The organism is 'Nostoc azollae' 0708, assembly GCF_000196515.1.
Lineage (GTDB): Bacteria > Cyanobacteriota > Cyanobacteriia > Cyanobacteriales > Nostocaceae > Trichormus_B > Trichormus_B azollae.
This window is the reverse complement of record NC_014249.1, coordinates 31,736-51,121: the sequence shown is the minus strand read 5'-3', so window position 1 is coordinate 51,121 and position 19,386 is coordinate 31,736. Positions and strand designations below refer to the sequence as shown.

General features: G+C 32.9%; 16 protein-coding genes and 1 pseudogene. 16 read left to right on the top strand and 1 reads right to left on the bottom strand.

What is annotated here, in order from left to right:
* Position 1 precedes the first annotated feature (1 nt).
* From AAZO_RS25175 to AAZO_RS40520, 10 genes and pseudogenes are all read left to right on the top strand, one after another.
* Positions 2-1,613 (top strand): annotated as a pseudogene (locus AAZO_RS25175) (AAA family ATPase).
* A 2,302-nt stretch (positions 1,614-3,915) separates the two neighbouring features.
* Positions 3,916-4,110, top strand: coding sequence for a hypothetical protein (locus AAZO_RS40560; RefSeq protein ID WP_228371819.1), 195 nt, complete (start codon positions 3,916-3,918; stop codon positions 4,108-4,110).
* Positions 4,111-4,312: 202 nt separating this feature from the next.
* Positions 4,313-4,639: a hypothetical protein gene (locus tag AAZO_RS40555; protein WP_081462935.1), complete on the top strand. Its 327-nt coding sequence runs from the start codon at positions 4,313-4,315 to the stop codon at positions 4,637-4,639.
* 455 nt (positions 4,640-5,094) lie between these two features.
* The gene (locus AAZO_RS40550; protein ID WP_228371818.1) at positions 5,095-5,391 is read left to right on the top strand and encodes a hypothetical protein; all 297 of its coding nucleotides are present in this window, start codon (positions 5,095-5,097) and stop codon (positions 5,389-5,391) included.
* 1,404 nt (positions 5,392-6,795) lie between these two features.
* The gene (locus AAZO_RS40545; protein ID WP_081462931.1) at positions 6,796-7,077 is read left to right on the top strand and encodes a hypothetical protein; all 282 of its coding nucleotides are present in this window, start codon (positions 6,796-6,798) and stop codon (positions 7,075-7,077) included.
* Positions 7,078-7,188: 111 nt separating this feature from the next.
* Positions 7,189-7,389, top strand: a complete 201-nt coding sequence (locus AAZO_RS40540) for a hypothetical protein (RefSeq protein ID WP_081462930.1) — start codon at positions 7,189-7,191, stop codon at positions 7,387-7,389.
* Positions 7,390-7,464: 75 nt separating this feature from the next.
* The gene (locus AAZO_RS40535) at positions 7,465-7,797 is read left to right on the top strand and encodes a hypothetical protein (RefSeq protein WP_013193290.1); all 333 of its coding nucleotides are present in this window, start codon (positions 7,465-7,467) and stop codon (positions 7,795-7,797) included.
* A gap of 911 nt (positions 7,798-8,708) precedes the next feature.
* Entirely contained in the window at positions 8,709-8,897 is a 189-nt protein-coding gene (locus tag AAZO_RS40530) for a hypothetical protein (protein ID WP_013193288.1), read from the top strand.
* 1,284 nt (positions 8,898-10,181) lie between these two features.
* Positions 10,182-10,508: a hypothetical protein gene (locus tag AAZO_RS40525; RefSeq protein ID WP_228371817.1), complete on the top strand. Its 327-nt coding sequence runs from the start codon at positions 10,182-10,184 to the stop codon at positions 10,506-10,508.
* Between the two features lie 276 nt (positions 10,509-10,784).
* A complete protein-coding gene (locus AAZO_RS40520) occupies positions 10,785-10,961 on the top strand; it encodes a DUF4351 domain-containing protein (protein WP_228371816.1) in 177 nt (58 codons plus the stop codon).
* 710 nt (positions 10,962-11,671) lie between these two features.
* Here the strand turns inward: AAZO_RS40520 and AAZO_RS40515 are convergent.
* Positions 11,672-12,076 carry an acetate and sugar kinases/Hsc70/actin family protein gene (locus AAZO_RS40515; protein WP_228371815.1) on the bottom strand — a complete coding sequence of 135 codons (405 nt, stop codon included), beginning with the start codon at positions 12,074-12,076 and terminating at the stop codon, positions 11,672-11,674.
* A gap of 1,282 nt (positions 12,077-13,358) precedes the next feature.
* On the opposite strand from AAZO_RS40515, the gene AAZO_RS40510 reads away from it, so the two are divergent.
* From AAZO_RS40510 to AAZO_RS43065, 6 genes are all read left to right on the top strand, one after another.
* The gene (locus tag AAZO_RS40510) at positions 13,359-13,565 is read left to right on the top strand and encodes a hypothetical protein (RefSeq protein WP_013193287.1); all 207 of its coding nucleotides are present in this window, start codon (positions 13,359-13,361) and stop codon (positions 13,563-13,565) included.
* A gap of 642 nt (positions 13,566-14,207) precedes the next feature.
* Positions 14,208-14,906 carry a hypothetical protein gene (locus AAZO_RS40505; RefSeq protein ID WP_228371814.1) on the top strand — a complete coding sequence of 233 codons (699 nt, stop codon included), beginning with the start codon at positions 14,208-14,210 and terminating at the stop codon, positions 14,904-14,906.
* A gap of 137 nt (positions 14,907-15,043) precedes the next feature.
* Positions 15,044-15,217 (top strand): hypothetical protein, encoded by a 174-nt coding sequence (locus tag AAZO_RS40500; protein WP_228371813.1) that lies wholly within the window; start codon positions 15,044-15,046, stop codon positions 15,215-15,217.
* 1,339 nt (positions 15,218-16,556) lie between these two features.
* Positions 16,557-16,820: a hypothetical protein gene (locus AAZO_RS43075; RefSeq protein WP_338027295.1), complete on the top strand. Its 264-nt coding sequence runs from the start codon at positions 16,557-16,559 to the stop codon at positions 16,818-16,820.
* A gap of 1,133 nt (positions 16,821-17,953) precedes the next feature.
* A complete protein-coding gene (locus AAZO_RS43070; RefSeq protein WP_338027294.1) occupies positions 17,954-18,358 on the top strand; it encodes a hypothetical protein in 405 nt (134 codons plus the stop codon).
* Between the two features lie 626 nt (positions 18,359-18,984).
* Positions 18,985-19,353, top strand: coding sequence for a hypothetical protein (locus AAZO_RS43065; RefSeq protein ID WP_041644015.1), 369 nt, complete (start codon positions 18,985-18,987; stop codon positions 19,351-19,353).
* Positions 19,354-19,386: the final 33 nt, after the last annotated feature.

The following is a 19,386-nucleotide window of genomic DNA, read 5'->3' as shown; positions in this document are numbered from 1 at the left end:
CATAAAAGTATCAAACCTAATTACCACCATTGACTCTCACATACCCATTGTGGCTTTAGAGGTTCTATCTCCTGAAGAAGCTACTATCATTCAATAGTTAACTACTGAAGTCATGGAGAAACTCAACAATCCTGTGTATTTCTGGAATTTGGGAGTTTCCAGCTTGGAGCAATGTCTAATGGCTGACGACGGTGGAATGGTATTCAAATCAATTGAGACTTACAAAAAGCCTCCTTACATAGACCCTCTAATATATGTATTCGAGTACATCAACAATTCCGAGGGGAATGGAGTTTTCATTCTGGGAGATATTCACCCTTTTGTAGGTAAAAATTACCTACAATTGAGTTGGAAAATTCTCACTAGAGTCAAGAACTTGTATCATCATCTCAAACCAACTGAAAAGCGCATTATACTTCTGGGTCAAAACATTCAACTGCATGAATCTTTACTGAGGCTAATTCGGTGCTGCGAAGTTCCTTTACCCAGCATTGAGCAAATTCAAGACCACTTAGAATCATATCTGCTATATTTGTAAGAATCTGTCAGTGAGCAAGAGGTGAATTTTACAGTTTCTCTGACCACTGAAGATAAAAAAACCTTAGTAAGAGGAGTATTAACCTTGATGCTGGAAGAAGTTAGAAACTTTCTCCGGTTGACTGTGAAAGAACGCCTAACTCCTCAAGGCATTGTGATTAATGCTAAACTTTCCTTTGTATCGAATACAAAACGAGGCTACTGGCTCAAATGGGTATTGTCGTGGGTAAACCCACGACAATACCTTTTCGCCGTTTGGATTTACTGCGGGATTAGCTACAAGGCCATCGTCAGTTATTTTCCCAAGAAGCGCGATCATTAAATCGGCCTCAACCTAAAGGAGTGCTATTAGCGGGAGCAATAGGGACAGGTAAATCAATAGTAGCCAAGAACATTGCAACTATCCTTAATCTTCTATTATTGCAACTAGACATTGGCTCAATGCTTGGTAGTCTAGTGGGAGAATCTGAAAGTAATGTCCACCGCACAATCATTAAAGCTAAAGGGATCGCACCTTGTGTGTTATGGATTAATGAAGTAGAGAAAGCACTTTTCGCTAATGGCGACACTTCTAGAGTTTCACAAAGAATTTTAGGAAATATCCTCACGTTCATGTCTAAGTGTATAGTAGGGGTATTTGTGGTGGCAACTTGTAATAACCTAACTGCTTTACGGACTGAGTTCAAGCGTAAAGGGCGGTTTGATAAGAACTTCTTTGTTAATCTACCCACAGAAATTGAACGCTGTCACATTCTCAGAATTCATCTGGAACGCTACGGTATAAAAGTTGCTGAAGAGTATCTGGAAGTGATCGCTGCTAGTACTAGCAAGTTTAGCAGTGCTGCATGAGACACTCTGGCCTCAGAAGCCGCACTACTGGCTTTTGATGAAGGAAGACCGCAGCAGGTAACAATAGCCGATTTAAAAAATTGCCAGTAAACATTACACGTTTAGCTGTTCAAGATACTGCTACTATTGAGCGGATGTAGTCTTGGCCAAAGGTTACACGACCAGCTTCTAGTCCTGTAGAAATTTCTAAGAGAAGTCTTAGTACTTTTAGGTTTTGTACTAATTAGTACACAGGAAAAAAGCGATCGTGGAGCATCCTGGAGGAAACTAGCACTGCTGCAAGCAGTTCACCTTTAGCAGTAAGTTTCCTCTCGATACTTTTAGTAGAGACTAGACTATGCCAAATACTTGTATATTATTAATGGGCGAGTGAATAGATAACCAAAGACCAATACTTTCGGTTCGGTTTAAAATGGCCAATTTCCAAGTTTAATATAAATTAATAACAAGTTTTACAACATAAAGTTAGGTTAAACAAATCTTTGTCAGTATTATTTGGTAATAGTGATGGTCGAGGTATAGAAAATAAATCTAGTATTTCAATAAATATCAGAACAAAAATGATAAAATGATAATAGGTATCAGGTCAATAGTAATAGATGTTACTGCATATAACCAATTATTAGGTCATATGCAAATACTAGAAATCTAACTGAAGAATTAAAAAAATTGATCGGAAAGAAAGAAGAGAACTGATAAATTATACACTGACGCAGAGACTAAAGGCTACACAACTAATGATCAAAGGGAAAAATTAGCTAAATTAAAACAAGAGGAAAATAATGAGCAATCGCATTATTATTAAATATCATAAACTATGACTTTCTATCAACTTTAACACCTCACAAAAGGACTAGACTATACCAGAATAAGCATTTTGTAAACTAAGAAGTGAGAACAATTACCCAAAGTTTTACCACTAAAAATTGTCAGCATTCAAGATTACTAGAATGGGAAGATTTTTGGGCTCTTGCATTGTTTCTATAGTAGTTAAGGATTATTTACCACGTCATTTTAAATGAAATGCACACAGAATAAGGCCTTAAATAATTTTAAACTAGGGTTTTCATAAAATAACCAAAGAACCATTTTTTTTACTGATCTGTATTAGATCAGTCGTTTAATATATACTTTATAAAGTTATATTGCCCTTTTTACACAGATTTTCTACGTAGATACTCATTGTTATTGGACAAGTATTATGAATCCGCACTAATAGATAATAAAGCAGTAACTCTAATAATATCAATTACTTCATTAAGGGTTTTCATACATTCTCAAAGGATAGACTAACATGAAAATAATAAAATGAAAAATAAGATAAAGAAAAGAAGAGAATAACCCTCTAGATTATACTTAAAGGTATTTGATAAGCTTTTTATGTCAATATTCAGTGATGATAAGAAATCAAATTCCTCTTGGAATATTTCCAGAAATCTTAAACCTAAAGATAATGATATTAATAATTGGGTAGGAATAAAAAAGTATCTTAACATAGAGAGAGTGGATAAACTTTCCGTAATACTTCCCATTTTGAGAAACGCATTAGCGCATGGGAGAATATTTACAGAAGGAGACAAAATGATACTGACAAATATTTCTTATTGCTCAACCCAAAAGGCCAAAGACGGAACTTTATACCGTAATAGTATTACCTAGCAGTTTTTGCATTTTTCTATATAAATGGTTTAATTTTATTTCGGAATTAAATTTTAAATTTGAAGAAATTGGGGTAGATATACCAAGCTTATTATGAGGGGAAAGATAGCCCCAAAGCATTACTAATAAAGAATTATAGTTGCCGCCATGCGAACTTAGGTAAACGATTATAAGAAGTCTATCGGTTTATATAATTATTTATATGCTTTTAAACCATCGCCAAATATTATCAACTACCTAAATACTCACGTAGCTTTGAGATAATTGAAATAGCTTAGATTTATGAGTAAGCTATATTTTTTCTTTTTACTATAGTAACACTTAGATTGTAAAAATTAACTATTTAAATTGTATCTTTACACTATACACCCATTACCAAAAAATAGTTTTAGTAATGGAATATGTTTATAATCAACTCAACAATAGGATCAGAATCAAAAACCACACCCCAGCAAAAATGGGAAAACAATAAACAGGCAATTATTACTCTATAAAATTTAAACAACACTCCCCACTAAGAGGAACTACAAACATTAGACAAATTAACAGATGGGGTTATTTACCAGAAATATTTAGCTTAAATCCACAAAGTAGATAGGTTACTAAAACACAAAAAGAATTGCCAAGTTTAGTGAAATAAGATAAAGTTAATAACACTAGCAGTAGCATATTAAATGCCCATTATACAGAAGCAAAAATTATTCGTAGTATTTAGGAAATGCTATCACGTACAGAATTTACAGGAGACAAAATCTTAGAACCAGCTTGCGGTAATAGCTTATTCTTTAAACTCATGCCAGAAGATCTATGCTGCAAGTCAAAACTGTTTGCATTTAATTAGGTAAAACACCCGCTACTATAGCCAAATATTTGTATGGTAAAGCTAAGTTGTACAATCAAGGATTTGAAAAGGTCATCTTCCCAGAAGAATATTTTGATTTGGTATGTAGGAATTTTCCCTTTGGTGGCTATGGAGTAAATAACTCAAAATATAACTTTCCCAGAGTCAGCATCCATAACTATTGTCCGGCTAAATCTGCTGAATTAGTGAGAGAAAATGGTTAATTACAGTCATTACTTCAACATAAACTTTAGATGCTCCCAGTTCTCAAAAATTCTGAGCTTGATTAGGATAAAAACTAGAACTAGTAACAGCTATAAAACTTCTTAACCGAGTATTTAAAAGCATAGCTACAAATCAAATTACCCCCCTTCTACTAATCTTGTAAAAAGCCAAAATCCTTATCATGCTAATATATAAAAATGGATGAATACTCAAGAAATGCAAATTGTTCCTCAAGATGAAGGTAATAAAGTTAACAAAACTAAAGCTCATCCCAAAGAATATTTCCTAAGTGAATTTACAGGCGGAAGTTTTAATAAAAATTATCAAAACCAACTGCAAGAATTTACCCAATACATACATTTACGAGAAAGAATCTATCCTCATGTAGATCACTTATTAGGTACACTAAGCATTAATGAACTATACGGTGAAGGTTTTACTCTTTTAGATGATGGCAGAGATTTATCTAAAGCCATTTGTAAAATACCTGTAAATCTTAACTACTCTCCTAGAGAAGAAACTGAATAACTTCTCTTAGTTCCACCTGAACTGTAACATATTAAAGAAATAGCTTTTTGTATTCATACAAACCAAATTTATCAAAGAGAGAAAAACCATTTAGTTTTAGTAGAAACAGTAGAGAGAAATCGAATTGAGGATTTCTAGCAGCTACGTAGCTGTTTAATAAAAGTCATAAATACCCAATCAACAGTAAATGATTAGGAATTAATATAACTCCAACAAGAACTAAAAACAGCTATAACTCATTCACTCACAAATGGGGAAGAATCACTAGCAAGTATAATCTAATATATGTTGGTAAAGACCACAACTATTACTTAGTCACAACTCTAGAAAAGAGCAATTACAAATTAGCTGATATTTTCTCTAAATGAGTTTGTCGTTCATATTCTGCTCCCACAAAAGTTAATTCATCCCAAGATGCCTTAATATATTCCGTGAATATAAAAAGTTGCCTAGATTTGGATTATATCTCAGAAATTAGCAACCTGAGTCAAGAAAAAATCAGTCAAGAACTCGATACTGATAATCTCATCTCTTATAATCCAATTAACCAGAAACAGGAACTTGCTACTCAATATTTATCTGGTAACATTTACAGAAAACTGGAAGAAGCGATTGGTGCTAATTTACCAAAAAATATAGAAGCACCCAAGGCAGTTCAAACGTTAACAATGCTTCGCGATGCTACGGAAGATATCAAACTTGCTTATCTAGAAACATCAAATATTGATTGGAATCATCTCACAGATTCCTAAAAAAACAAAATCTTGGCCAGGAAGATTCACATAATATTGGTTACAAACTGGATGAAACTAGAAATTCACCAGTAGTTTGCAAAAGAGATATTACAAATTAAAGTAATGATATCTCATATTACTTCATCCAGCACATCTTTTTAGAAAATAGGAAGGAATTCTGACGACCTTGCTGAATACGGCACGAACTATATAGATAGTACCAAACTTTTGGGAAAAGGATTAAATTGTCAAGACCCCCGAATCATTATTTACGAAAGCAAGGATACCATTAATACTCTAGCATCTAACAAAGCAACAGAAGAAGCACGAGCTAAATTAGAAGTCATCAAATTTGCCTTTAGAAATTGGATTTGGGAGAATAAACAAAATGTGTGGAACTGTATACAATACATATTACAACACACAAATTAATGTTTTCTCTGCCCGAAATATAATGGTAATTACCTCTAGCTTCCAGGTAGTAATTCTGATATGCAATTAAACTATTAGCAATTAGAGAGTATTTCAATAATCCTTAAAAAAAATACCACTTTTCTAGCCCATGATGTAGGATTTGGTAAAATATATACCATGATAGCATCTATGATGAAATGTCGGTGGTTAAGATTAGCTAATAGGCCAATATTAGTTATTCTAAGTGGTACTGAAAAGCAAATTAAACAGAGTTTTAGATATCTCTATCTAATGGGAAACTTATTAGCTCCTGAAAAGTTAGATACAGAAGGGAAAAAATCTTCACTGCTGCCATTCAGACAGGGGATTTTGATTGCACTATCATTACTGATTGCCAATTCGTTAGTTTACTATTATCGGAGGATTATCAATTAGCATTCCACAATCAAGAAAAAAAATTCTCTAAGCTTTTTTGAGAAACGAGTCAAATGATAGAATCACCAGTAAACAATTCAAAAGGTATTAAAAAGCCTAGAAAATAAAATCAACAAGTTAAAACCATTAACAAAAAAAGATAATCACATTGATTTTGATAATTTTACAGATATATTGGTAATAGATAAGGTTCATGAATTTAAGAATCTCTCAATTACTACCAATATATACAACATCAGAGGCATTCCCAAAAGTTGGAGTCAAACTGCTAGTGATACCTAGATAAAGATTCTGTATATTCTGGGAGATATCCTCACAGAAACTTGTTCTCAATTCACAGGAAAAGTAATTGGTATAACGGGTATAATTCCATTCAATACTATGGCAAAATTATTTAATTGGATACGGATATTTCAACTTCCTAAATTACGAGAATTGGCAATAGAAACTTTTGATGAATGAGCCAGTCAATTTATAGAACCCACTTCTTCGGCTGAAGTTACTGTTAGTGGTAAATACAAAGTAGTAAATCGATTTAAGAATTTCTGCAATATTCAGGCTCTGCAATGGCTGATGGATCAGTTTATTAACCTCCGCACAAATGATAACATTGCTGATGTTTTAAAACATCGAAAAGCTAAGTTTATTGATGTCGTTATAGAACTATCTTTAGCACAGTTCCAATTTATTATGGAAGCTCCAGAAAGGTCTGAAAAAATCTACACTCAGTACGTTGCACCCAGCATTGATAATATGCTGGGTGCAACTACGGATCTCATAAAAGCTACTTTAACAATACGCTTATTGGGAGAAACTAAAGAAGTATATATAAGCAAGTTGCATGAATTTATTTAGAATAGTTGGCAAATTTGGAATCTAACAAATACTCTCAAGAGGACTCAATTAATATTCTGTGATACAAGTATTCCTAAAACAGACAAATACAGCACCTATTGGTATTTCAGAATGCTGTTTATAGCATTAGAAATTCCAGAATCACAAATTGCGTTCGTTCATGATTTTAATAAATCTAACCGGACTAAGTTGTCTGAGTTAATTGATTCTGGTGAGGTACATATTCTACTGGGAAGCACGAAGAAATTAAGTACTGGTTGCAATGTCCACCGTCGCGGACTATGGGCTATATACTACCTAGATACCCCTTAGCGACCATCTAACCTTACTCAACGAAAAGGAAGTATTGAGTTTCAACATTCTCATCCTTTAATCAGTCTTGATAGTATGATAGATTTATTACCGAAATATCTACCAAAATTGCAGGAAGAATTGGAAAATACAAAGGTTGAAAAAGCAAGATTGGAATCTCTTGTAGGACAATCTTTTCCACATTCAGAAAAGATTAATGATGTTTCCAGGCGATTGCAGGAAATTGATGCTATCTTACAAGAAGATGAAGCTGCTTTAGATACATCAGAATTATCTTCCAATGATGAAAATAGTGAAGGCAGTGATAATGACTTTCAGCTAAATGATGAAAGGTATATGCAAGAATACCATATTCACCGAGGAATAGTAGATAAATTGTTTAGTCACAGCATGGAAGATATTGAATAGATGAGTAATATTTCTCAAATTATCACGACTATCAAACCTATTAACTCCCAACCACCTGTATCTAGTACAATTAGCAAAATTCATGATTTCCGTAGCAGTATAAAGAAGGTAGCAGTTATTCAACTAAGTCTATTTTAGAGATTACGACTAAGTAGGTAAATAGAAAATTTTAAAGGTATGTAACGGTATCTAAAGTTATCTCAATATAATACTCTAATTGAGTTTCAGGCATTTTACAAAACGCAATACCCCTCATTTTTATTTCGTCCACCTACTTGGAGTTTTTGATTACTTTAAAACTGGGTATTTGGTAAACAGTTCCCCAATACCCAGTTTTTATTTTTTAAGTTAGATAATAAATAGTTCAAAAACAGTACATAGAGCATTTTCAGCTAAATTAGAAGCATCCCAATTTACCTGAAAAATAAATGTAGCCACACCAAAAACTTTGTGAAACTCTCTTCCCTTTATGAACTTTACAGTTCAGTCATATCAAGTATAGGATAATTGTCTATTTTTAAATAAAAATAAATCTAGAGATTTTTCTTTTAGATCTCACCTAATTCCGAAATCCATTAATTTATCTATTTTCATCCGCTATTATCTAGATACATCAGCGTACCCTACGGGAAGTAAGCTATAATTATTCTATGCGGCTTCATATTAATCTAGTCTTATATCAATACTTATTAGGTGATTTCAAAAAATAAAATTCTGTACTGATGGCTTAAAATTTAAGCCGGTTGTCACAAAAATTAACCGGACAGTAGTGAGTCTTACATATACATCAGAAAACTCAAATCAAGACATAGGAATCTTGCTTTAATACAGTGGCGATATTGATATATCGCTACGCAAAACATTTGTAAGAATCATGAAAACCAAAAATCACTGTGTTTAAGGAGATAATTATGCAATATGTACTTACTTTAATGATTGAAGCTATCTGTGTTACTTTCTCTGTAGTAATATTTATAGATTTTATTGCTGGAGTTTCTCAATTAATACAAGCTATAGCATCAGTTACACCAGACAACAGATCAATGTCAATTCCTAGAGTTAATAAACTAATTAATTATCAAACATTATCTACCCCTTAGACAATGGAACTAGAAAATGATATGTCATCTTAAAAAACCATGAAAAGTGAAACTATTCCCTTTCCTCTTCCTACACTAAAACTGTTACTACCTGCAAAAGAAATTAAATCATAACCAAGACACTTAGGAAGACCAGAAAAAATAATACATCCACTAGTCCAAAGATTATTCTACACGCAAACGCAAATCACCTCAGAAAGCTGCTGCGTGAATAAGCAAAGATAATCACTCACTATCTAAAACATCTTTGGAAAATATGTAAAAAATCCAAAAACCCAAAGCATAACATTTTTAAATCTTAACCTATGGTTTAGGTGTCAATCCTTAGCAGACTTTATTATTACAGGGAAAGAAAGGAGGCTAAAAAATTAGGCTTCTTTCTTTCGCTAAATAAATGAGTTACTATAAGCTCATAAAGCCAGGAAAAAGAGTTCTTTTGATTTAAAGTGAAATTTATTATGTCTATAATAGGAACTATTAAATTCGCATATTTAAAAATTAAAGTTACTCCAGAGATGAAATCATACACTTTGAATAAATTTATAGCATTATCAAGTCTAGTTCATACCACTTAATGATTGAAAACCAACCTAGAAATGCAATTCATCAAAATATAAACTGCTGTAAATATCATCTAGATAACTATGCTAATCATTTGCCCTAAATGCCAAACTCATAACTCTCCTAAATTAAGAATAATTTACAAGATTTATCACTCATAGCACTAGCAAAGTCAGAGATTCTATTGGTTCAAAGTCTGCTGCTACTTATAAAAATAAAAGTAATACTACATCACTTGGCAAGATAGGAGCACCACCAGAAAAACCAAAATTAAATATTATACTCATTATTAAAATTATTTTTATTACCTGGATAGGTATTATAGTATTCACAGTTTTTAAAGCCTTAACTCTACTTGAATTATTAATATTTGTAGTTTTTCTAATCTATCTATCCTGGGCAGTAAGAAAAAGTATTCTATACTCCTATACTCATATAGATACCCTAGACTTTATAAAAACTGGGATAATTGTTTTATTTGCTAATGCTGTGAAATTATCTTCAATAATCTTGAAAGTTCAGGCATTTTACAAATCATATCCATTGTAAAAGGAAAATATACTCGTAGCAGAATCTGTATATAATATTTTTTCTAATCATGCTGATCTACTAAAAAAAGACTGAATTAACAGCTAACTATGATGAATCATAGAAAGAAGCATTAAATGAATGTTTTAAACGCTTATTATTCTTTTTCTTTCGTCAAATCTATGAATTAATTGATTGGAAGAAATCCCCTCAACCTCTAGACAAGAACTACAAGAGATTACAGCTTCATCAGAAACAGAAAAACGGATTGCAAATAAACTTTATCAAGTTTGGTTATTAGATAAACAACAGGTATGGATTTTGATTCACCTTGAAGTCCAAAGTCATTATAAGGTTAATTTTACAGAACGAATGTTTATCTACCGCTACCGCGCTTTCGATCTTTACTACAACAAGGTACTTAGTCTAGCAATTTCAGGTGATTATAGACCAAATTGGCGAGCTAATTCTATCATTATTCTATTGGAAATAGTGAAGATCACGTTAGATTTTTACTACTAAACTCCTTGATTACGAATTGTGTTGAAATGAATTAGAATCTAGTAACAATCCCTTTAGTATCACTACGATAGTGCACTTGAAGACTAAAAGTATAACCACTAATCTTACTGAATGGGAGATGTGGAAATGGAAGTTAATTAGAGGACTTTACGAATGAGGATTAACAAAAGAACAAATAGTTAAGCTATTCAAAATCATTGATAAAATGATGAGTTTACCTCAGCTTTTACAAGAAGGATTAATCACTAAAATTAAACGTTTGGAGGAGGAAAGAAAATGCCCCTAGTTGGCCCAACAGAAAAACTGGCCATGGAACATGGTGAACTAATAGGTGAAGAACAGTTAATTATACAACAACTTAATCAGCGATTTGGTGTAATTACATCCACCTTAATTGAGTACATTCATCAACTAACTGTTAAACAGTTAGGACTACTAGGGAAGCACTTTTAGATTTCTCAGGAATAACTGATCTAGAATAATGGTTATAAAATAGACCAAATTCAGTAGAGAAATAACAGAAAAAAAGGAGGAGTTGTCTCAGGCGATTGTACGTAGCACACTGCCAAAGGAAATCGCCTATCCTAATTCTTAAAGGTTTAATCATCACAATAAACTACCAGCTACAGAAATTCGACTTTATTAAAAAATTTAAAGTCTATCTGGCATTTCCAAAAAGCCATTTGGCTTTGGTGAAGGCAGGTTAACAACCTTGTTCTCTGAACCAGTAGAACCAGAATTATTAGTCGTAGTATTACTATTTTTAGTACTTAAATCTGTACTAATAAACAATACGTGATACAAAGTCCATACATCTGCTAATCACATACCGATTCCTACTTTATCAAGTACTGGGGGAATTTCTCCACTACCATTCCAAATCAATTTCACGTTACTGTAATATGCCTCTAATTCTGACCTACGATACTCGACAGTACGACTACATAAAACCAGTTCATTAATATTATAGGGTATTTGTTGTAATAACTAACGTACTAATGCCCAAAAATATTCATCCCGACTAAGTTTGAGGGTAAAAGAGATATCTTGGCCTTGTGCTAAAACCTCAGCTTCACTTTTACGTCATGATAAAGTAGCTAAAACTTCCGACTTACATTCAGATCCTGCTGCTACCATCGCAGCTATCAGATGTGGATCGTCTTTCAATAAACCACTACAACGTCTAACAAAATGATCCAACATCTATGACATCTAAATATTTGTTCCCAAATAGTACGTCTATGGAGATAAATACCAACTCCTTCAGGAACAACATTTAAGTCTATCAATTTGATTCTAATTTCACTAGTAGGTGTATTAAAATATTTTAGTACCTGTTTTAATTTAGATTCAAAATGCTCCTTATCTTGATATTCGGAAGGTGGTAATAAAACAGCCAATAAAACTGTGAATTTATTCATCAGTTTCAATTTTTGACTAACCACCCACAAAACACCACAGATTTTCTGTAATGCATTTTCTTTTTTCAAATGCTTGAGTAAGGAATTACCACTATATTTATTTCTCGCTAGGAGACCAATAGTATAATATTCCTCACTAATACTCACCCAGCAGGTATTATCTGGATCTGTTTCAAGTGATTTAGTTTTTTCCTACTTTTCTAGTGACGCAACTCATACATCTGCTATTTCTGGTTCCATACACGGCAAAGTAGAAAAGTCACTTTTTAAGATACACTTCCAATTGCTTTAGTTTGAGAACCACCTAAATTTATAGCCAGCATTAAATCCGGGGTTACACTGTATGTAATTTTAGTCATTTTATTACTCACTTTTCCACCAATTAAGTAAAATATATTCTTCGTGATTTAATTTTATTAAGTATAAATTCAGGAAGTAACTAAATCATTTAGTTATAGTGTTTGTTTATCCAAATAAAAAACGAATATCCTGTCTAACAGCCTTTTGTTCATTGGTTAATTCCATCTGTACCTCTACATCTTCGTCCCAAAAGTCATCATATTGCGTAGCTTCTGGAGATTGAGTAACTGTGATATTATTAGTAACTAATTATTCCACTCAGTTTTGATAAATATCAAAATTCTATTTTATTACAGAATCGTGTGTAATAAAAATAGTACTAAAACTGTCCATCCCTTAAAAAACTATTTTAGCTAAGGTTAAATTAAAATTTAACTTTATTTGAATATAATCCCAATAATTTAAACAATCCATCAATAATGATAAACTTACTTAACCTAAGAAGTTATTATTAACTCCATCTACATTGATATATGCTAATAGCATAAAATATATTCGTATTGCTTATCATATTAATTCATCAATATTTTCATGAGAATGGTTGACCAAATAATTCAACAACATTCCATCTAGGGTATTTTCTCAAAATTGAAATCTCAGTCTCTTGTCTAAAATTTTCTGGCTTGCCATATATTACTTCTGTTTGTGGATAAAGAATTAATAGCTACATAATCACCAGTACAAGCCACAAAGGGTTTGTTACTGATTAGGACACCAATTTATAGAGGATAATAACTAGATTGCAATAACTAACACTAAATGGAAAAGTAACAGATAATATAAGCGAGATATAATTTTTGATATATTTTTATTTTGGTAAGACCTGATCTAAGCATTATGGTAAAAGTATACTTGAACAGGGTAAAATTAGTAAAAGCAAAATCTTCAGAACTACTTCACCTGGAGTTATCAGAAAAATTAAGCTTTCAGTTCGTTTTGCTACTGATGAATACGAGCAACTTAAACAAAAAGCAAAATAAGGTAGAGTGAGTATCACAAAATTTATTCGACGTGCTAGATTTCGACGGCGTGTTGTAGAATGGCCCCTCTCCCTCAGTTAAATTAGAAGTTGTACACAGAACTAAATACTATTGGGATAAATCTTAACCAAATAGCTACAGCAGCAACTAACACAGCGAAAATAGGACAAGCCGTAAATATTGATCCGGAGCAGCTACAAAACTTAGTAGAATCCCTGCGTACATCCATTAAGGAAATACAAATGCAACTGCTGGAGTGTGGAGTGACAGGTAATGAACTAGAAGAAAATATTTGATGAGCCACGAAGGGAATTGCACGGATCAAAATACAGTAGGCGAACTGCTTGCAGTAGTGCTATTTCCCTCCGGGACACTCCGCGAACGCTATCGCTCTAAAACTTACCACATTTTCTAAAATCTCTAATACAATCAAGTATTCAGTCCCCACCTAGAGAACCTTTAGTAGACATCGCTGAAAGAAGTCCCATTGATTGGCAAGCAGTTAAAAAATCACAGCTTTCGCTCCACCTTAGAATATCTGCTGGGTAAGAAGAAAACAACCATGATCAACAGCAATATGAGTGGAACTACACCCATACAACTAACTAAAGAATTTGGTGCAGCCAGAAGATTTTGACCTAATCTCCAACATGCTGGCGCTCATGCCATTCTTTGTATTCGTCACCATGATGTATGCCATAACAAAGGGGAATATCATGAACATTTAGAGGATGAGCAATACAGAGAAATTGCCCAGCATTAGCTCAAGTCCACGAAATTCTTAGGAGAGGAATTAAATCAAAAACAGTACGTTATTTCCCGTCACCATAACACCAAACACACACATATTCATAATTATTACTTCTCGTATTCGTATAAATAGCTCGGTTGTACCAGATTCCTGGGATTATCGCCGCAGTGAGATAATATTACGACAATTGGAAAAAAAGTACGGCTTGGTAGCTGTATCTTGTAGGAGTGACAGAATAACTCAAACAGTCCAAAAGGAGAATGGGCTTGAAACAACTGTTAGTAACCGTCACGCCCAAACCGAAAAACAGAAAAGTCACTCTTCCAATCAACCACCTATTACCCAACTATTAGCAGACATCATTGATGCAGCTACGAGAGATCAACCAACTGTTACCCAATTGATACAAAGACTTCGGCAAAAATGTGTTGTAGTTTATCCTCAATTTAATACTGTGGGGTTGTTTAAAGAAGCGATCGCTTTCGAGTTAAATGATGTCAAAGTTAGTGGCTATAAATTAGGTTCAACATATAGCTTTCCAGGGACTCAGAGAAAACGAGGTGTATCTTATAAGCCGGAACGAGACTTACCTGTAATACATTCCTATCGGGGTACAAAACAGGTTGAAATGCCAGAAACTACTATCGAAACAATGATAGCAGGATTATCCCCAGAAGACGAAATAACATTAGTTAATACAAATATCAACGACACTAATCAAACCATGGTAAAGCACCCCGCAGGAATTACACGAAGCGCAATCGCTTCAGGAAAGTCTTCAAAAAATGCTCTTGACAGTGAAGCTAGAAGTGCAATTTCTGTAGACGGAGATGGACAAACTTCCAGTTTGGTAAGTGATATAATACCGTCCCTAATCACAAAGTAGCAGGGTACTAAACCAAAAAACTACACTAGCATAACAGCATCAGCCATATTATCCATCTATTCTGGTAACAGGCAGGACAACCTGAAACATATTCAGGAAAATACTACGACCTTGAACTAGAAAGAGACATTCTCAAATTGCGACGCAAAAAAAGTGGAGAAGAAATTGCAGAAATTACCCTCCGTAATAGTCCTGAGAGCAAAGATAAAGATTTGACGCCCCAAGATTTAATAATACTGGAAAGATTCAAAGAGTTACTACTAAATCACAACCAGCATCAAGAACCAGAAAATCAAGGAGAATTGGCGTAAATTTACGTTTCTATCAACAATGCTTCACATTTATATCAAATGATATAAAACACAAAATAAAACCTACCTCCAATTCTACTTCTTTCACTAGCACCATCACTGAAGTAACTTTTAGAATCTAATTTGAGGGAACTATTAGTAGTTATCTATGATATCTAAGTTACTAATTTCGCTTTGTTTCAATATCGTGTGTCTTAATCAAATAGTAAAGTATCAACATCCTCAAAATTACGCAAATCTATTTCCATCTACTCCCTGCATTGTAAATAGGTTCTGTTATCAATAATTCTTGCTTGCATCTGCTATTCACTAAAATTGATACCCTGTCCAGCATATCGAGCAGACAAATTATTTTAATTGTCAACTCCAATTTCTTTACAACGTTCCATTTCTTCCAGTGATTGAATGCTAACATCAATACCATAAGCATATTTCACATACTCCGGTTTCAGTAAAGCATCACTATCAAAATGCTGCTTCTCTTCTTCTGTGAAAAAGTCATAAGCAGTGAAATTTATCCAATGTTCAGGCTTAGTTTAACCAAATTTTTGAACTGATCATAATTTTTCCTCAATGTTATAGCCTGTTGCTGAATAAGATGGGAAACCATACAATTATCAGTTAATTGCTGATAATACTCTTCTTGCAAGAAACTGTCTTCATTGACCTTATTCTTAGTGATATTTAGCTGAGATTTTAATCCTGGATATATTGAAAAATCCTACAAATTAACTATCAATTAAAAATCAATTATAAACTCATAACTCTAGAATTTAAACACTTTCATACTCGACTAAAAAAGTGGATTTACACAGATGGTAATCTCCAGAATAACAATTCACTTTGAACTAAAAAATCAGATAATACACTTTTGGAGTTCTTTTGACCAGAAAGAGATTTTTCCTTCGGTCCAATAGATGAATATACATCAGCAGAAGAATCAAATAACCACCCAAATGGTGAGATATTACTATTGTTATTTAGAACTAAGCTACTATACGTTTCACCAGAATGTCTGGAAGTAATTGAAAACTCTGTCCAGATCGTAAAGATCATAGTGCTTACGTTTCTATTGTTCTAGATTCTTACAAATACTATCCACGGAAAGCTAAACATTTTACTAGTATATTATGCTACTGGAGGAAGTGGAGAATTTCTTAAAAATGAAGATGCCTGGAAGTTACTAGGTGATTGCTACGGAAAGATTTCAACTGAGCTATACGACAAATTAAGTAATACAAAGGAATAAAAAGATAAAAGTTATCATCTAATACAGCACCGCTTTGGTTGAAAAGTAAGTGATAGAGAAGATACCAAAGAGAGATTTGGCAAAAGAACATTGCATCCGCAGAATTTAGAGGAGCCTTCTTGGCAAAAAGATTTACGTAAAATCGACCTCACTACCCCCATATCTAGCTTCAATGGAACGAATAAAAATAACCCATCTACACCAATTAAAACCGAAATCAAACCGGGTTTATATAATCAAAATATTTGGTTAGCTGGAAAATCACAGTCTCAAAAAGGTAAGACTGCCATTTCTCAACTACTGGCTTCTTTCCCACAAGGTATCAAAGACTTTGCCAAAGAATTAGAAAAGTAAGCACAAGAACTCGCAGAAATCTAGAAAGACCCAAGGAAAGTAGCACAGTTATATTGTGAGAAATACGAAGAACGCAAAGCTTTTATTAAACAACAAAAAACTGAATAATTACTAAATGAAGCAGCGGAATTATCTACTGATGACCCTAAAATAGATAGAAATTCATATACAAATAATTTATCGGAGGAAAATAGTAAATCTGAACAAGATGACTTGTTAATGTACAAAATTATCAACGCAGACTTACTTATCCATAACTAACTTCTAGAAACTGAGAAAGTTAAACAAGAACTTAGCTGCTTTGTACAAAATGAATAGCGGGATATTACCCTTGGTCGTTTCCTAACCTTGGACTGGGGAATGATTATTACCTCTAGAGAACTTAAAAATGATGAAATTTCTGTGCCTTGAATAGCTGAGGGCGAAAAAATTCTTAACCTTTGCTCCCACTTCCTCAATACTAATAGTTTATATGTTTCCATCAACAAAGACATTAAAGATTACTTAGGGCCAGATGGTAGCCTCTTAGCTTGAATTCCTAAATTACAAGGTATTAAAACCAAAGAATTAGACTCCATAGAAACCGAAGCAGAACGTCAAGATCGGAATTTTAATGGTAAATATATTGGTATAGAATTAGCCAGTAAGTATCATAATTTTACCGCCGAAGCTGAATACAGAAACCTACCTTAAAATGCTTATGGTCCCACAGTCAAACTGAAATAGCAATCTTTTTACATAGAAGGTTGTGTACCACCTTCTATGTAAAAAGATTGCTATTCATATGAGTGGTGGTATTAGCGTTATTATTATCAGTAATCATGTGACAGGACTAAAGGCTTTAGAGTCAGAAATTAAAACTTTAATAAGTTATAGGATTCTCAACAATAAAAAATTTAGACCAAATTGGTAGTCATTATAAAAATTAGTCAATTTAGAAAATAATCAAAACCATCCTCAAGTCATAAGGAAAGAATACAGAAAAGAAATGCAGGAATTTCTCAAACTTGTATCTGTTCAAAATGTAAATTCTCAAGTGATACTATAAACACTAGTAATTGATCGCAATATGTACCGACAAGTAATTAAAGCAGCTTATTTCCACCATCAAATTGCGGTGGATTTATTCAAAAGTGCCAAAAAACCTGATTGATATGGAGGTAATAGCTGAAAATAAACGTTATCTTTATCGAGATGTTAATCATATAAAAGATAAAAAATCTTCATCTGCCTACGTGAGTGAAAGTATTATAACTACTGGCTATTCACCAGTCAAGTTACTTATTAAGCAAGTTAATAAATATTCCGAAATATCTCATTTAGAATTACATCCTATTATCCAATTTCAAAATTTATTTAAAGGTGTAGAATTTACTCCCCAACAAAACTTTCAAGATATATTAGCCAAACAGGAATTTGATGATAAATTCAATGTACCTACTAGATTAAATAAATGTCTAGGAACTGAACAAGGACCTTATGCTATTGTCAAAACAAACAATGGTACAGAAATTACCATCACTAATCTTACTCGCTAGGAACATCCAGGAATTTAGAAAGGTTCTACACTTAACGTTTATTTAGAAGAAATTCCAGAAAAAATATTAGTCTTTGCAGAATCCCCATACTTTATTAAAAGTATAACAAATTGATAGAGAAACGGAAAATGGAGGACCTAAATATTCAAAACTGGGAATACTTAGTCAACAACGTGTAATTGCCTATATTCCTTAAACCAGGAATAATAACTCAGAGAGCAAGATTAGTTGAACTTAAAAATAAATTGAGAGAAAGTCAAATCAAATTACTATTCCAAGAAGCTTATGCTATTTCTAAAAATTCATATAATTTAATTACTGAAGACCAAAAATTAGAAATTGTAGCCGTAACATGGAGTATATCAATTTCTCAATAAGATGAATTAAAACAAGGAAATAATTGAGGTTTAAGCTCCCGTAAGAAGGAATCTAATTTTGTATTTGCAACCTTTGGCAAGGGAATAATTAAGCGATTAGAGAAGTTAAAATCTTCACGAATCAAGGCATTAAGAATTGGTAGGAAAGGAGATAATGTTGTTGGTAGGAAATGGAATCCCCAAGATAATTATTCGATAAAAATACAAGTCAGTTGCTATCCTCCAGGACATGAAAGACATAATTCTAGATTGGTATTTATCAAAGACAATAATAAACAATACAAAGAATTTGCTGCTTTGGAACAAAGAACAGGCCAATTACCAATTGATACTCAGGCACAAGCATATATTAAACCAGGTGAATCTTATACAGCTACGGCAACTATTAATTTACCATCGCAACCACTAATCAACATTAATTTTAGAGAAATTAGCAAATTTTCTCATACAGGTAAGACTTTCAATAATGAACAAGTTACAGTCGCTATTGGTAGCATAGCAGTTCCTATTGACACAGCTAAAATTAAATTGGCTGGTCAAACATTAGGAGAATTGGATAATGATTCGATTCAAGAATTAAGAAAAATAAATTATTTAGCTAATGGTAATCTGCTTTAATTTAAATTAAAATGTATTAGTGATAGTCCAAAT

What these genes read in the sequence shown, in the direction of transcription:
- AAZO_RS40545 (WP_081462931.1), top strand. Translation starts at nt 6,796, where the DNA reads ATGGATCAGTTTATTAACCTCCGCACAAATGATAACATTGCTGATGTT.
- AAZO_RS40535 (WP_013193290.1), top strand. Translation starts at nt 7,465, where the DNA reads ATGATAGATTTATTACCGAAATATCTACCAAAATTGCAGGAAGAATTG.
- AAZO_RS40555 (WP_081462935.1), top strand. Translation starts at nt 4,313, where the DNA reads ATGAATACTCAAGAAATGCAAATTGTTCCTCAAGATGAAGGTAATAAA.
- AAZO_RS40520 (WP_228371816.1), top strand. Translation starts at nt 10,785, where the DNA reads ATGCCCCTAGTTGGCCCAACAGAAAAACTGGCCATGGAACATGGTGAA.
- AAZO_RS40530 (WP_013193288.1), top strand. Translation starts at nt 8,709, where the DNA reads ATGCAATATGTACTTACTTTAATGATTGAAGCTATCTGTGTTACTTTC.
- AAZO_RS40540 (WP_081462930.1), top strand. Translation starts at nt 7,189, where the DNA reads ATGCTGTTTATAGCATTAGAAATTCCAGAATCACAAATTGCGTTCGTT.